This is a genomic window from uncultured Leifsonia sp. (assembly GCF_945957465.1).
Classification (GTDB): domain Bacteria; phylum Actinomycetota; class Actinomycetes; order Actinomycetales; family Microbacteriaceae; genus Leifsonia.
On sequence record NZ_CAMFLC010000018.1, the window covers coordinates 30347 to 43756 of the forward strand.

The window sequence follows — 13410 nt, forward strand, 5'->3', positions numbered from 1 at the left end:
GCCGCCTCCTCCGCTCAGCCGTTCATGAGGTTGTCACCGCACTTGTAGAAGCCGGTGACGAGCGTGTCGATCGCCTGCTTGGCATTGTCGCTCACCGGGCCGAGCGCGAAGACGGCGAACGTGAGCGGAGTGCCGTCGGCGGCGTCGACGATCCCGGCGAGCGTGTAGCCGTTGTCGATCCAGCCGGTCTTGGCGTGGACGGCGCCGCGGGCGACCGCGTTCGCGCCCGTGAAGCGGCTGTAGCCCGGGCCGAGCGTGCCCGACTGACCGGAAACCGGCAGGCCGTCGTAGACGACGCCGAGCCCGTTCTGGCGGTTGAGCACCTTGATGAAGAGCTGGGTCAGGTACGACGGCGGCACCGCGTTGTCGGCGCTGAGGCCGGAACCGTCGGCGATGTGGATGCCGCTGGTGTCGATCCCGTAGCCCTTCAGGCCGGCGAGCACGCCGGCGTTCTCGGCGTCGAAGGTGTTGCCTGCGCCCGCCTTGATCGCGACGAGCCGCGCGAGCTCCTCCATGATCGTGTTGTCGGAGTACTTCATCGCCTGATCGATCAGGGTGGTGACAGGCTGCGACTGCACGGCCGCGAGCTGGCGCGCGCCCGCCGGAGCCGATCCCGAGGTCACCGGGACGTTCGTCCCGAGGTACTGCTGGAAGTACTGCACCGCGCGTCCGGTCGGGTCCGTGCTGCGCGGCGATTCCACCGCGCCCGGGTCATTGCGATCGCCGTCCACCATCAGGGCGGACATGTACGGGGTGGACCCCTCGACCACCCGCTCCTCGTGCTCGTCCCAGCTCGGCTGCCACAGCGGGCCGCCGAACAACGACGTGTCGACGACGATGGACGTCACGGGCTGACCGCCCAGCGCCTGCTTGGTCTGGTTCGCGAGATCCTGGATCGAGGGTGCGCCCGTGTAGAACGCGCCCTGTCCGCCGGGCAGACGCGACAGCGTCACGTCACCACCGCCGACGATCACGACCTGTCCGGGCGCGCTGCCGGCGACGACAGTGGTCTGCACCCGGTAGTCCGGGCCGAGCGTCGCCAGAGCAGCCGCAGAGGTCAGGGTCTTGAGCACCGAGGCGGTCGGACCCGGCTTGCCGCCGTTGCGATCGAAGAGCACCTGGCCGGTCTTGGCGTTGACCACCTGGGCCTCGAGATTGCCGAGGCGGCCGTCCTGGGCGAGGGAGGCGACCGAACAGGTGCGGACGCGGCTCGCGGCCGGCTGCGCGGCGGGCACGGGACGCGCGGGGTCGGCGGTCGGCGTAGGGGTCGGCGTGGGCGTCGGGGTGCTGCTCGCGGACCGTGTCGCGGTGGGAGCAGCAGCTCCGGCCGGCGTCGCGCCCAGGGTGGCGCCGAGAGCGACGCTGCCCGTGCCGAGGATGACGAAGGCGACGGCCGCTCCCGCGGCCATCCACGCTTTCGGGTGCGTACGGATCGCCGAGAGGACGCCGGCGAGGGCTCCTCCCGCAGCACCACCCGGCATGCCGTCGGCCCCCCTACGACCGCTCGCACGTGCCGCGCGGCGCCCCGAACGAGTCGACGCATCGCCGGGCTCGCTCGTCGCAGAGGAGTCGCCGGCCGGGGGAACAAGGGGGAAAGTGTTCGTCGATTCAGACTCGGTGCCGTCGGGCAGACCGGAGTCGCGCTGGTCCGATTCGCGCATCCGGGTATATTACCCACGTTGCCTGAGAGCGCCAATCGGGTGCGCGGGGGCGGCCGGGTCGACAGCGATCGAAGGGAGGACGGCCCCGATGACCGATGAACCCTCCGCGACCCGTGAGACCGGCCGCATCGAAGCGTTCAGCGACGCCGTGTTCGCGATCGCGATCACGCTGCTGGTCCTCGATCTGCGCGTGCCGGCTCCCGGCCGATTCGCCGAGACCCTGCTCAGCGACTGGTCGAGTTACCTCGCCTACCTGGCGGCGTTCGCCACGATCGCCAGCATCTGGCTGCACCACCACACCGTCTTCCGGCGGATCGCGCGCGTCGAGCCCGCCGTGCTCCTGCTGAACCTCCTGCTCCTGCTCGGGGTCTCGGTCGTGCCGTGGCCCACGTCACTGATCGCCGCAGCCGTGCGCGAGGGCACCCGCTCCGACCAGATCGCGGCGGTCGCCGTCTACACCCTGGTCTCACTGGTGGTCAGCGCCTCCTGGACGGGACTCGAGTTCACCCTCGCCGCGCGGCCGCGACTGCTCGTCGATCCGGCCGATACCGGCTGGATGCGCCTCCACGGCTACCAGGCGATGCTCGCCGCCATCCCGATCCTGGTCGCGGGAGCGCTCGTCTTCGTCTCGCCGATCGCCTCACTGCTCGTGTTCGTGGCGGTGCCGGCGTACTTCATCGCGGTGGTCAGCACGACGGGATGGCGGCGGCCCCGAGACTGAGCGTGGCGGCTGGGCGGGCGCGCGAGGACCGCGTCCCAGGGAGAAACGGAGCCGCCCAAGGGAATCGAACCCTTGACCTTCTCATTACGAGTGAGATGCTCTGCCGACTGAGCTAGGGCGGCGTGGCCGGGCTCAGCGCCCGGGCACAGTCAGATAGCTTACCCGATCACGGAGGGTGCTCACGACCACCGAGCCGGTGGACGGCGCTCTCAGTGCGCCTGGGCGCCCAGCGCCTGCAGTTGGTCGAACGAGCTGCGGAGCCGCTCGGACAGGGGCTCGACGCCACCGTGGTCGGCCCAGCACGACCAGGCGTGGCGCATGCCGGCGAACGCGACGTAGGTGACGAGGCGCGCACGCTGGTGCAGCGTCTCCTGGTCGTCGGCGAGTCGCGGGTCGTCGTGGGCGAGCCGGCGCTGCACGACCGCACTCAGGGCGTCCTCGAAGGTGTGCATGCTCGCCATCCGCTGCGCGAACAGCTCCGGGTTGTCCTTCAGCAGGGAACGGCGCAGCGCGTGAAGTTCCTGGGCGCTGGCCGTCCGCTCAGCCGGGAGGCCGCTGTCGAGCTCGCCATCGAGATCGCCGGTGTCGATCGCCGCGATGAGCAGCTTGCCCATCCCGTCGAGGATGGGCTCGGCGGGCCCGGCTGCGACGAAGCGCTCGATGCTCTCCTCGTCCGGCAGTTGGGGGAGCTCCCCGATGATCGCGGACTCTTTGGACGGGAAGTAGTTGAAGAAGGTGCGCGGCGAGACGTTGGCCGCGTGGCTGATCTCGTCGATCGTCACCTTGTCGAACCCGCGCTCGCTCGCGAGCTCGAGAGCCGCGAGCTGGATCGCGCGCCTGGTGGCGATCCGCTTGCGCTCACGCAGGCCCAGCTCGCCGTCCGTCGTCGTGGTCACAGTCACGAGTTCGATTATTTCACTGTCTGCAAAATTGCACCACTCACCCGATGCGTCGCGATGTCACGATGCCTGCCGTCTCAGCAGGTCTTGCCCGGCGAGGGGATGGTGCCGTCGACGAGGAACGAGTCGACCGCGCCGTTCACGCACGAGTTGGACTTGTTGTAGGCGGTGTGTCCCTCGCCCTTGTACGTCAGAAGGTGGCCGTTCGCGAGTTCCGATGCGAGGTTCTTCGCCCAGACGTAGGGCGTCGCCGGGTCGTTGGTGGTGCCCACGACGAGGATCGGCGCGGAACCCGCCGCCGCGATCGGCCCGCGCTGCGCGGTCGTCTTGTACGGCCAGTTGGCACAGCCGATGTCGCCGTAGGCCATGTACGGACCGATCACCGGCGCGGCCTTGGCCAGTTCCTGAGCCTGTGCGCGCATCGTCGCGGGGTCGTCGTCGTAGCTGTAGTCGAGGCAGTTGATCGCCATGAACGCCTCTGTGGAGTTGTCGCTGTAGGTGCCGTCCTTGTTGCGGCTGTTGTAGCCGTCGGCGAGTGCGAACGCGATGCGCGCACTGCCCTTCATCACATCGGTGAACATGCTGCTCAGATACGACCAGGCCGTCGCGTCGTACAGCGGGTAGATGATCGCGGTCACGAGCGTGTTGGCCCCGAGCTCACGGCCGTCCGAGTTGCGGATCGGGCTGGCCTCCACCGAGGCCAGAAGCTGGGAGATCGTCCTCATCCCGTCCTCCACCGATCCGCTGAACGGGCAGTCCTTCTCGGTCAGGCACTTGGCGAGGTAGGCCCGCAGCGCGCTCTCGAACCCCTCTGCCTGCACCGTGGTGACGTCGAAGTTGCTCGCCGCGGGGTCGAGCGCTCCGTCGAGCACGAGGCGGCCCGTCTTGCCGGGGTAGAGGTCGGCATACACGGCGCCCAGGTAGGTGCCGTAGGAGTAGCCGAGGTAGTTGAGCTTCTTGTCGCCGAGGACCGCGCGCAGCAGGTCGAGGTCACGAGCCGCACTCACCGTGTCGACATGGTCGAGCAGAGCGCCGGTGTTCTTCGCGCACGCGGCGCCGAACTGCTTGGACATCGTGACGTTGTCGGCGATCCAGGAGTCGGAACCGCGCTGGCCGGGAGTGATGCCGTACAGGTAGTCGTCCATCTGTGCGGCGTCGTAGCACTTGACGGCGGTCGAACGGCCGACGCCTCGGGGGTCGAAGCCCACGACGTCGAAGTGGCTCTGGAGCGTCTTGTCGGTGGCGTAGTCCACCGAGTCCTTGACGAAGTCGTAGCCCGAGCCTCCCGGGCCGCCGGGGTTCACCAGCAGCGACCCCTGCTTCGTGCCCGTGGCCTGCTGACGGATCAGCGCCAGGTCGATCTCGCCCGCCGACGGATTCTTCCAGTCCAGGGGCGCCTTGGCCGTCGTGCACTGCTTGCCCTGTGCACAGTCGCTCCACACGAGCTTCTGCGTGTAGAACGGCGTGAGCGCGGCGGCGACGTGCTCCGACACGGGATTGGAGGTGCTCGACGTCTTGGCCGGCAGGAACCAGGTCACGCAACCGGTGAGCGTGAGAGCCGTGACGGCCGCGATCGCGGCGAAGACGGTGCGAGCGGCCCGCCGGCGAGCCGGACGGCTCAGTCGGGTGGTCACAGGTCGGTCCCCTTTCGCGCGGCGCCGCCGCGAAGGATGGTGATGAGCATGGCCTCCAGGGCCAGAGCGGGTGCGACGTTGCCGTCGATCCGCTCGCGGGCGGTCGCGATCGCATCCATCGCCGCGAGCGTAGCGGCAGGAGTCGTGTGCGCGCTGAGAGCCGCCAGCCGGGGCTGGATCTCGAGGTTCACGAGCTCGCTGCTGCTGCCGAGCTGCAGCATCATCACGTCGCGGTAGAGCGACAGCAGATCGGTGAGGATCCGGTCGATGCCGTCGCGGAGGCTGCGCGTCGCCCGTCGCTTCTGGTCGTCCTCGAGCTGGCGGAGCTGACCGCGCAGCGCGGGCGGGATCGTGCCGCCCGGCTCGATGCCGAGCGAGCGCAGGGCGTGCTCGCGCTCCTCCGCATCGCGCTCCTCCGTGATCGCCTTCGCGTCGGCGCCCGCGACCTCGAGCAGTGTGGCCGCGGCCTGAACGGCGTCGGAGACCGAGCGGATGCCGAGGGCCAGCTCCAGGGTCTGGTCGCGTCGACGCCGGGCCTCCTCGTTGGTGGCGAGGCGGTGCGCCATCCCGATGTGGCTCTGCGCGTGCCGCGCGGCCCGCTCGGCGACCTGGCCGTCGACGCCGTCGCGGCGTTCGATCAGCCGCGCGACGTCCGAGACGTCGGGGACCTTGAGCCGGACGGTGCGCACGCGGGAGCGGATGGTGGGGAGCAGGTCGGCGTCGCTGGGCGCGCAGAGGATCCAGACCGTGCGCTCCGGCGGCTCCTCCAACGCCTTGAGCAGGACGTTGGAGGTGCGCTCCGTCATCCGGTCGGCGTCTTCGATGACCATGACCCGGTACCGGCCGACGGACGGCGCGAACTGCGAGCTGGCGACGAGCGAGCGCACCTCCTCGATCGAGATGATGACGCGCTCGGTGCTGAGGACGGCGAGATCGGGGTGGGTCCGCGCCTCGACCTGGCGCTGCGCGGCGAGATCGCCCTCCGGGGTCCCGGGGCTCAGCAGAGCCGTCGCGAACGCGTAGGCGAGGTTCGACCTTCCCGACCCGGGAGGGCCGGTGATGAGCCAGGAGTGCGTCATTCCGCGCGCGGCATCGGCGGCCGGCCCGGCGGCGGTGGCCGACTCGGCGGCGGCGCGGACGACGGCGATCGCGTCGTCCTGTCCCGTCAGGTCGTCCCACACCGCCATGTGCTCCAGGCTACCGGGCACGGCGGACAACGCCTCTGCCGGCCGCGGAGCGACCCGGAGCGGGGGCGCGGGCGGAGGCGGGGGTGTCAGACCCGGTCCTCGAGTCGACGGCGGATGTCCGCCGCGATGTCCTCCACCGGCTGCGATGCGTCCACGACGAGGAACCGCTCGGGCTCGGCCTCGGCCAGCGCCAGGTAGCCGGCGCGCACCCGGGCGTGGAACTCGGACCGTTCGGCCTCGAGCCGGTCGTACCGCGTGCGAGCAGAGTCCAGCCGTGCGCGCGCCGACTCCTCGTCGAGGTCGAGCAGGATGGTCACGTCGGGCAGCAGGCCTTCGGTCGCCCACAGCGACAGCTCACGCACCTGATCGGCGTCGAGCACCCGGCCGGCACCCTGGTAGGCGACGGACGAATCGATGTAGCGGTCTTGCAGCACGACGTCGCCGCGTTCGAGGGCGGGTCGCACGACCGTCGCCACGTGGTGGGCGCGATCGGCCGCGTAGAGCAGGGCCTCAGCGCGCGGGGCGATGTCTCCGCGGTGGTGGAGCACGATCTCCCGGATCTCGACGCCGGCGGCCGTGCCGCCCGGTTCGCGGGTGCGCACGACCGTCCGGCCACGGCCGCTCAACCACTGCTCCAGGAGCGCCGCCTGGGTGGACTTGCCGACGCCGTCTCCGCCTTCGAGGGTGATGAACAGGCCGGGCTGCGCCTCCGCGCTCACTCGGCGGTCTTCTTCGCCGCGGAACGCGTCGACGTGCTCTTCGGCTTGGCCGCAGCCTTCGTCTTGGCCGCCGTCGTCTTCGCTGCGGTCGTCTTGGCTGCGGTCGCCTTCGCTGCGGTCGTCTTGGCCGCCGTCGTCTTGGCCGCCGTCGAGCGCGTGGTCGCGCGCTTGGTCGGCTTCTTGGCCGGTCCCTTCGCCCGTTTGTCCGCCAGCAGCTGCACGGCCCGCTCGAAGTCGACCTCGTCGACGGTCTCGCCGCGCGGGATGGTGGCGTTGGTCTCGCCGTCGGTCACGTACGCGCCGAACCGGCCGTCCTTGATCCGGATCGGCTTGCCGCTGACCGGGTCCGCCTCGAACTCCTTGAGCGCGCTGGAGGCACGGCGGTTGCCGTACTTCGGCTGCGCGAACAGTTCGAGCGCGCCGGCGAGGTCGATGGCGAAGATGTCGTCCTCGCTGGGCAGCGACCGGGTGTCCGTGCCCTTCTTCAGGTACGGGCCGTAGCGGCCGTTCGCAGCCTGGATGTCAGCGCCGCTCTCCGGGTCGGTTCCGACCGTTCGCGGCAGCTCGAGCAGTCTCAGCGCGGTGTCGAGGTCGATCGTCGCCAGATCCATCGACTTGAACAGAGACGCCGTGCGCGGCTTGACGGCCGTCTTCTTCGCCGCCTTCTTGGGCTCGACGACCTCGCCGGTCTTCGGATCGACCGCCGGCTCCTCCTCCGGGTCGGCCTCGGTCACATAGGGACCGAAGCGACCGTCTTTCGCGAGCACCAGCTTGCCGGTGGCCGGGTCGGAGCCCAGCACCCGGTCGGTCTGCACCGGCGCCTCGATGAGCTCCTTCGCCTTGGCGGGCGTCAGCTCGTCCGGTGCCAGTTCCGGCGGCAGGTTGACGCGGCGAGGGGTGGCGTCCTCGGGCGCACCTTCTTCGTGGACTTCGAGATACGGCCCGTACTTGCCGATCCGCAGGGTCACGCCGTCGTCGATCGTGATCGAGTTGATGCTGCGCGCGTCGATCTCACCGAGGTTGTCGATGACGCGGCGCAGTCCCTTGTGCTTGTCGCTTCCGAAGTAGAAGCTGTTGAGCCAGTCGACGCGCTCGGCCTCGCCGTCGGCGATGCGATCGAGGTCGTCCTCCATTTCGGCGGTGAAGTCGTACTGCACGAGGTCGGCGAAGTAGTCCTCCAGCAGCCTGACCACCGAGAAGGCGATCCAGCTGGGAACGAGTGCCTGACCGCGCTGAGTGACGTAACCGCGATCGATGATCGTCGAGATGATGCTCGCGAACGTGGAGGGCCGCCCGATGCCGAGCTCTTCGAGCGTCTTCACCAGGCTGGCCTCGGTGTAGCGCGGCGGCGGGGTGGTCTCGTGGCCGTCCGCTGCGACGTCCGTGACCGCCAGCTGCTGGCCTTCGGTCAGCGGCGGGAGCTTGGCGTCGCCGCCCGCGTCGGCGTTGCGCTCCTCGTCTCGGCCTTCTTCGTACGCGTTGAGGAATCCGCGGAAGGTGATGACGGTGCCGCTGGCGGTGAATTCCGCGACGGCCCCGTCGAGCGGCCCTTCCGAGATCGCGGCTTCGACGGTGACCGAAGCGGTCTGGCCCTTTGCATCGGCCATCTGCGAGGCGACCGTTCGCTTCCAGATCAGGTCGTAGAGGCGCAGCTCCGGACCGCGGAGCGACTTCTCGAGCTCCGCGGGCGTTCGGAACACCTCACCGGCCGGCCGGATCGCCTCGTGCGCCTCCTGCGCGTTCTTGCTCTTCGAGGCGTAGACGCGCGGCTTGTCCGGCACGGTTTCGGCGCCGTACAGCTTGGCGGCCTGGGTGCGCGCCGCGTTGGTGGCCTGCTGCGACAGCGACGCGGAGTCGGTGCGCATATAGGTGATGTAGCCGTTCTCATAGAGCGTCTGGGCCACGCTCATCGTCTGCCGGGCCGAGAAACGCAGCTTGCGCGCGGCCTCCTGCTGCATCGTGGAGGTGGTGAACGGTGCGGCAGGCCGGCGGGAGTACGGCTTGGAGTCGACCTTCGAGACGGAGACCGCGGTGCTCGGCAGCCGGACGGCGTCCGCGAGCGCCTGGGCGGACGTCTCGTCGAGCGTGGTCGCGCCGGACGTCAGACGGCCGTGGTCGTCGAAGTCGCGACCGGTGGCGACCCGCTCGCCGTTCAGCCGGGCGAGGCGCGCCTCGAACGCGGCCGCCTCCTCCGGAGCGAGCTGGGCGGTGAGCCCCCAGTAGGATGCCGCGACGAACGCGAGCCGCTCGCGCTCCCGGTCGACGACGAGCCGCGTAGCTGCGGACTGCACGCGTCCGGCCGAGAGCCCGGGGCCGACCTTGCGCCAGAGAACGGGCGAGACCTCGTAGCCGTAGAGACGGTCGAGGATGCGACGGGTCTCCTGCGCGTCGACCAGGGCGGTGTCGATCTCGCGCGTGTTGTCGCGCGCCTTCTCGATCGCCTCCTTGGTGATCTCGTGGAACACCATGCGCTTGACCGGCACCTTGGGCTTCAGGACCTCGACGAGGTGCCACGCGATGGCCTCTCCTTCACGGTCCTCATCAGTGGCGAGCAGGAGTTCGTCGGCGTCTTTGAGGGCGCGCTTGAGATCGGCGACGGTCTTCTTCTTCTGGTCGGACACCACGTAGTAGGGCGCGAACTGGTTCTCGACGTCGACGGAGAACTTGCCGAGCGACCCCTTCTTCAGCTCGGGAGGCAGGTTCTTGGGCTCGATCAGGTCGCGGATGTGTCCGACGGACGCCATCACCTCGTAGCCGTCGCCGAGGTACTGGGCGATGGACTTCACCTTGTTCGGTGACTCCACGATGACGAGCTTCTTCGTGCCAGGCACTTGACTCCTCTTATATAGCTGCTGTGTTCAGACGGACCTCGCCGGCCCGAAATCGCTCCCCCGAGCGCCGCGCAGAGGGCGGCGAGCGTGAGCCGAGCGGCCCAACAGGCAAACCATACACACCTCGGCCGGTTGTGTGCCTAATCGTCGGCACCCTTCGCGCCGGCGTTCGCCGCCGGCGCATCGCGGACGAGGCCGGCCCCTGTTGCCCGGCGGGGTACGGGAGGACAATGGAGGCATGGCAACGACATCAATGACGACGTACACCGCCAAGCTCATCGACGGGCCCCTGGAGGGCAAGACCATCTCCACTTCCTTCCTCGACTCCGGTGTGCCGCAACCGCGGCTCGAACTGGCCGCTCCGTCGGGCGGCAAGCACTACTTGTATGTACGCGGCTCCGCCTCCGAGACCGAGTACGCCTCGGACGATCCGACCGCCTCCCTGCCGAGTGCGGTGGCGTACCGCTACGTGGAGACGGTGTTCGAGTAGCGGGAATCAACCGGTGCCGGGAGGGCCGGCCCGAGCGAGCGAGCGCGCCTGCGAACCCGCGTAGGGCACCACCGCCGTGACCTGCACCACAACCCCGGCGACCGTACAGTCGCCGAGCGCAGCGCCGTTGGCCCGTATTACCCGCTCCGCTTGAGCGCATGGTTCGCCGGGCGCCCGGCCGACCACGACATCTGCTCCTGCGAGGGCTGCCGCGTCCGCGGCGTGGGCCGCACGCTGTCGCGCCGACCACGCGCCGCAGACGAGCATCGCGGCCGCTGTGACCGCGAGGATGACGGCGATGGCCGCGATCGCGAGGACCGTTCCCGAGCCGCGCTCGCCCTCCGCTCGCATGCACGAGCGCGGAATCATTCCGGCTCGACATCGTCGAGAACGCACGAGCGAGCCGACACGACGACCCCGAGCGCGCCGAGACCTGCTGCGTTGCTCTGCTGGGAGAGCGTCACGCACACCAGTCCGGCGTCCGAGCCGACCGTCCGCGTCGCCCCGGACGGAGGTTCGGGGGCCACCTCGCCGCGACCGATGAGGCGTGCCGCCGTTGCCGCGTGATCCAGCAGCCGCGCCTGCTGGGCGGCGGCCTGGACCGCCCCGACGCACACCGCCAGGCACAGCAGGACGGCGGGGAGCGCCGTGGCGAACTCCGCCGCGACGCTGCCCCGCTCGTGGACATCGCCTGGTGCCGCGATCCCGCCGGCTCCGTATCGCTGCACGTTTTTCGCCCCTTGTGCCACTCGCTGGATCAGCCGCCCACGGTCAAGGCGCGCCGGACGAGGTCGGCGAGCACCGACCTCACCTCGTCGCCGCGCAACAGCATCAGCAGCGCGCCGGCGAATCCGACCGCCGCCATCGTGGTGACGGCATACTCCGCAGTACTCGCGCCGCGATCCTCCCGCCGCAGCCGGTGCACCAGGTCCCGCGCTCCCCGCATGATCTCGCCCATGTGTTCCCCCTTCGTGTGTGTCGACCACGGTGCTCGTGGCCCGTTCCGATGCTTCCGGTCGGCGACGCCCGGCGTGGGCGCCGCCACGAATCTGTGGACACCTCACATCAGCCCCGTGAATGTGGAGGACACCATCGCGAGGATCACGGGCACCACGCCGAGCAGCACGAACGCCGGCAGCACGCACACCCCGAGAGGCAGCAGCAGCCGCACGGCGAGCAGTTCGGCCCGCACACGGCCCCGCGCCCGGGCTCCGCGGCGTTCCTGCCTCGCTTCGGCGGCCAGCAGTTCGATTGCCGGTGCGCCGGCCCGTTCGGCGACCCGCAGAACCCGGTCGACGGAGTGGGCCGCGCCCTCGTCAGCGGGCATGCCCACCTGAGCACGGACGGCCGCGATGAGTCGCCTGGCGCGGGATACCGACATGCCTCCTGCCAGCGCGATCGCCATCAGTTCGTGCTCCGAACCGGCGATGGCACCCACGCGCGATGCTTCGCCGACGAGCCGCGCGGTCCAGGCGCGACCGGCAGCCATCAGCGACAGCCCTGCGACGCCCGCACCCCAGCCGAGCGGGCTGCCCACGAGCGCGCCGACCACATCCACGCCGATGGCGTACGCCATGCCAACGCCGACAGCCGGCAGCCACGCCATCAGTCGCGCCGTCGCACGCGGGCCGGCCAGCGACGTACGCACATCCCGCACGGTCTCCGCCCGATCGCGCAGCGACGCCGCAGCGCCACGCAACGCGGGCGACAGCGGCGCGCCGGCGTGCTCGGCGACGCTCCACACCGCCGCGATCGTCGCCGCACCGTGATCGACCGGATCAGGGGCGCGCCGGCGCGGCCGGAGCGACCACCGCTGCCGTCGCATCCCCCTCAGCGCACGGATCCCCCACGGCGTTCGCCCGCGCCGCAGCCACCGCCGCTCCCCCGTCTCGGCCCCACGTCGACGCGCTGCCTCGACGATCGCCTCTGCCGGCGGCACGCCCGCCGCGATCCTGGCAGCAGCCGCCCGCACGACCGCGTGCTCGGTGTCCTCTGCGACATACGCCCAGACTGCGATCGGGGAGATCCCCGCGTCGAGCAGTACCGCGAGGGCCTCCACCGCCCGGGCAAGCAGGTCGTCGGCCGGGTGGTGCCGGAGCACAGCCTCAACCACCTCCCGTCACCGCCAGCCGGCCGTCGGCGGTCGTCGTCAACCGGCCGAAGCCGGCGATCCTTCGGCGGTCGCCCGTTCTCGTGACGTGGACGACCAGCCCGATCGCGCTGACCGCCTGACGCGCGAGCGCGAGTTCGCCGATCCCCGCGAGGGCACCGAGTGCCTCGAGACGCGCGGGCACATCGGAGAGGGAGTTCGCGTGCAGGGTGCCCGCCCCTCCGTCGTGTCCGGTGTTCAACGCCGCGAGCAGGTCGACGATCTCCTCGCCGCGACATTCGCCGAGCACGAGCCGGTCGGGCCGCATCCGCAGCGCTTCGCGCACCAGTCGGCGCAGCCCCACTCCTCCCGCCCCCTCGAGGTTCGGCTGCCGTGTCTGCAAGCCCACGACGTGCGGGTGGGCGATCCGGAGCTCCGCGACGTCCTCGATGAGCACGATCCGCTCGTCGGGCGGCGCCTGGGACAGCAGCGCCCCCAGGAGCGTCGTTTTGCCCGCTCCGCCCGCACCCGTGATGAGGAGGTTGGTGCGCGTCACCACGGCCTCCCGGAGCCGCGTGGCGTCGGAGGGCGTCACGGTCCGGTCGCGCACCAGGTCGTCGAGCCCGAGCGCGACCGTGCTCGGCACCCTGATCGAGATCAACGCGCCGGCCGTCGAGATCGGAGCGAGGACGGCGTGCACCCGCACGCCCCCGGCGAGCCGGACGTCGGCGAATGGCGTGGCCTCGTCGAGATGACGCCCGCCGACGGCGATCAGACGGGTCGCGAGCCGACGGGCGGTGTGCGCGTCGGCGCTCCAGCCGTCGACGCGGTGGAGGCCGCGTGGACCGCCATCGGACCAGAGCACGCCATCGCCCGTGAGGAAGGGGTCGGTGACGCCCTCGCGCATCAGGTAGGGGGTCAGCGGCCCGAAGGTCTCCCACCGCCCAGGCGCACCGCGCGCCGTCGCGTCGGAGTGGGAGATGCCGGAAGCGCTCGAGATCGTCATGGCCTCGAGGCTAGGAAGGCCCCGCGCGGCGCGAGGCCGACGACCGGAATCTGTGGACAGACCCCGTCATCCACAGTCGAACCTGAAAAGGCAGCACCCGTGACAGCCGTAAGCCCGTAAGCCCGTAAGCCCGTAAGCCAGAGCCTGCGGTTAAAAAAGGGGGGCCGCACCTA

13 protein-coding genes and 1 tRNA gene are annotated in these 13410 nt (G+C 70.5%); 2 read left to right on the plus strand and 12 right to left on the minus strand.

Annotation, left to right across the window (positions count from 1 at the left end):
• Positions 1 to 14: 14 nt before the first annotated feature.
• Positions 15 to 1481, minus strand: coding sequence for a D-alanyl-D-alanine carboxypeptidase/D-alanyl-D-alanine-endopeptidase (locus tag Q0Q23_RS10045; RefSeq protein WP_295122664.1), 1467 nt, complete (start codon positions 1479 to 1481; stop codon positions 15 to 17).
• Between the two features lie 268 nt (positions 1482 to 1749).
• Between Q0Q23_RS10045 and Q0Q23_RS10050 the strand changes: the two genes are divergently transcribed.
• Positions 1750 to 2382, plus strand: coding sequence for a TMEM175 family protein (locus Q0Q23_RS10050; RefSeq protein ID WP_295122666.1), 633 nt, complete (start codon positions 1750 to 1752; stop codon positions 2380 to 2382).
• Positions 2383 to 2431: 49 nt separating this feature from the next.
• Here the strand turns inward: Q0Q23_RS10050 and Q0Q23_RS10055 are convergent.
• The 6 genes from Q0Q23_RS10055 to topA all read right to left on the minus strand — a co-directional run bounded on the left by Q0Q23_RS10055 (position 2432) and on the right by topA (position 9652).
• Positions 2432 to 2504 (minus strand) — tRNA-Thr (locus Q0Q23_RS10055).
• Between the two features lie 87 nt (positions 2505 to 2591).
• Positions 2592 to 3284 (minus strand): TetR family transcriptional regulator, encoded by a 693-nt coding sequence (locus Q0Q23_RS10060; RefSeq protein ID WP_295122669.1) that lies wholly within the window; start codon positions 3282 to 3284, stop codon positions 2592 to 2594.
• A 74-nt stretch (positions 3285 to 3358) separates the two neighbouring features.
• The gene (locus Q0Q23_RS10065) at positions 3359 to 4915 is read right to left on the minus strand and encodes an alpha/beta hydrolase (RefSeq protein ID WP_295122672.1); all 1557 of its coding nucleotides are present in this window, start codon (positions 4913 to 4915) and stop codon (positions 3359 to 3361) included.
• Positions 4912 to 6102: a DNA polymerase III subunit delta' gene (locus tag Q0Q23_RS10070; protein WP_295122675.1), complete on the minus strand. Its 1191-nt coding sequence runs from the start codon at positions 6100 to 6102 to the stop codon at positions 4912 to 4914. The genes Q0Q23_RS10065 and Q0Q23_RS10070 overlap by 4 nt, the downstream gene beginning before the upstream one ends.
• 86 nt (positions 6103 to 6188) lie before the next feature.
• Positions 6189 to 6821, minus strand: coding sequence for a dTMP kinase (gene tmk, locus Q0Q23_RS10075; protein WP_295122679.1), 633 nt, complete (start codon positions 6819 to 6821; stop codon positions 6189 to 6191).
• Positions 6818 to 9652, minus strand: a complete 2835-nt coding sequence (topA, locus tag Q0Q23_RS10080) for a type I DNA topoisomerase (RefSeq protein ID WP_295122682.1) — start codon at positions 9650 to 9652, stop codon at positions 6818 to 6820. Before topA ends, tmk begins: the two co-directional genes overlap by 4 nt.
• A 238-nt stretch (positions 9653 to 9890) precedes the next feature.
• Between topA and Q0Q23_RS10085 the strand changes: the two genes are divergently transcribed.
• On the plus strand, positions 9891 to 10142 hold the full coding sequence (locus Q0Q23_RS10085) for a hypothetical protein (RefSeq protein ID WP_295122686.1): 252 nt from the start codon (positions 9891 to 9893) through the stop codon (positions 10140 to 10142).
• Positions 10143 to 10148: 6 nt separating this feature from the next.
• On the opposite strand, the gene Q0Q23_RS10090 is transcribed toward Q0Q23_RS10085, so the two are convergent.
• The 5 genes from Q0Q23_RS10090 to Q0Q23_RS10110 form a co-directional block, all read right to left on the minus strand.
• A complete protein-coding gene (locus tag Q0Q23_RS10090; RefSeq protein ID WP_295122689.1) occupies positions 10149 to 10493 on the minus strand; it encodes an Rv3654c family TadE-like protein in 345 nt (114 codons plus the stop codon).
• Between the two features lie 14 nt (positions 10494 to 10507).
• Positions 10508 to 10870 carry a hypothetical protein gene (locus tag Q0Q23_RS10095; protein WP_295122692.1) on the minus strand — a complete coding sequence of 121 codons (363 nt, stop codon included), beginning with the start codon at positions 10868 to 10870 and terminating at the stop codon, positions 10508 to 10510.
• 29 nt (positions 10871 to 10899) lie between these two features.
• The gene (locus Q0Q23_RS10100) at positions 10900 to 11100 is read right to left on the minus strand and encodes a DUF4244 domain-containing protein (RefSeq protein ID WP_295122695.1); all 201 of its coding nucleotides are present in this window, start codon (positions 11098 to 11100) and stop codon (positions 10900 to 10902) included.
• Positions 11101 to 11202: 102 nt separating this feature from the next.
• Entirely contained in the window at positions 11203 to 12255 is a 1053-nt protein-coding gene (locus Q0Q23_RS10105; RefSeq protein WP_295122698.1) for a type II secretion system F family protein, read from the minus strand.
• Positions 12248 to 13237 carry a TadA family conjugal transfer-associated ATPase gene (locus tag Q0Q23_RS10110; protein ID WP_295122701.1) on the minus strand — a complete coding sequence of 330 codons (990 nt, stop codon included), beginning with the start codon at positions 13235 to 13237 and terminating at the stop codon, positions 12248 to 12250. Before Q0Q23_RS10110 ends, Q0Q23_RS10105 begins: the two co-directional genes overlap by 8 nt.
• Between the last annotated feature and the right edge of the window lie 173 nt (positions 13238 to 13410).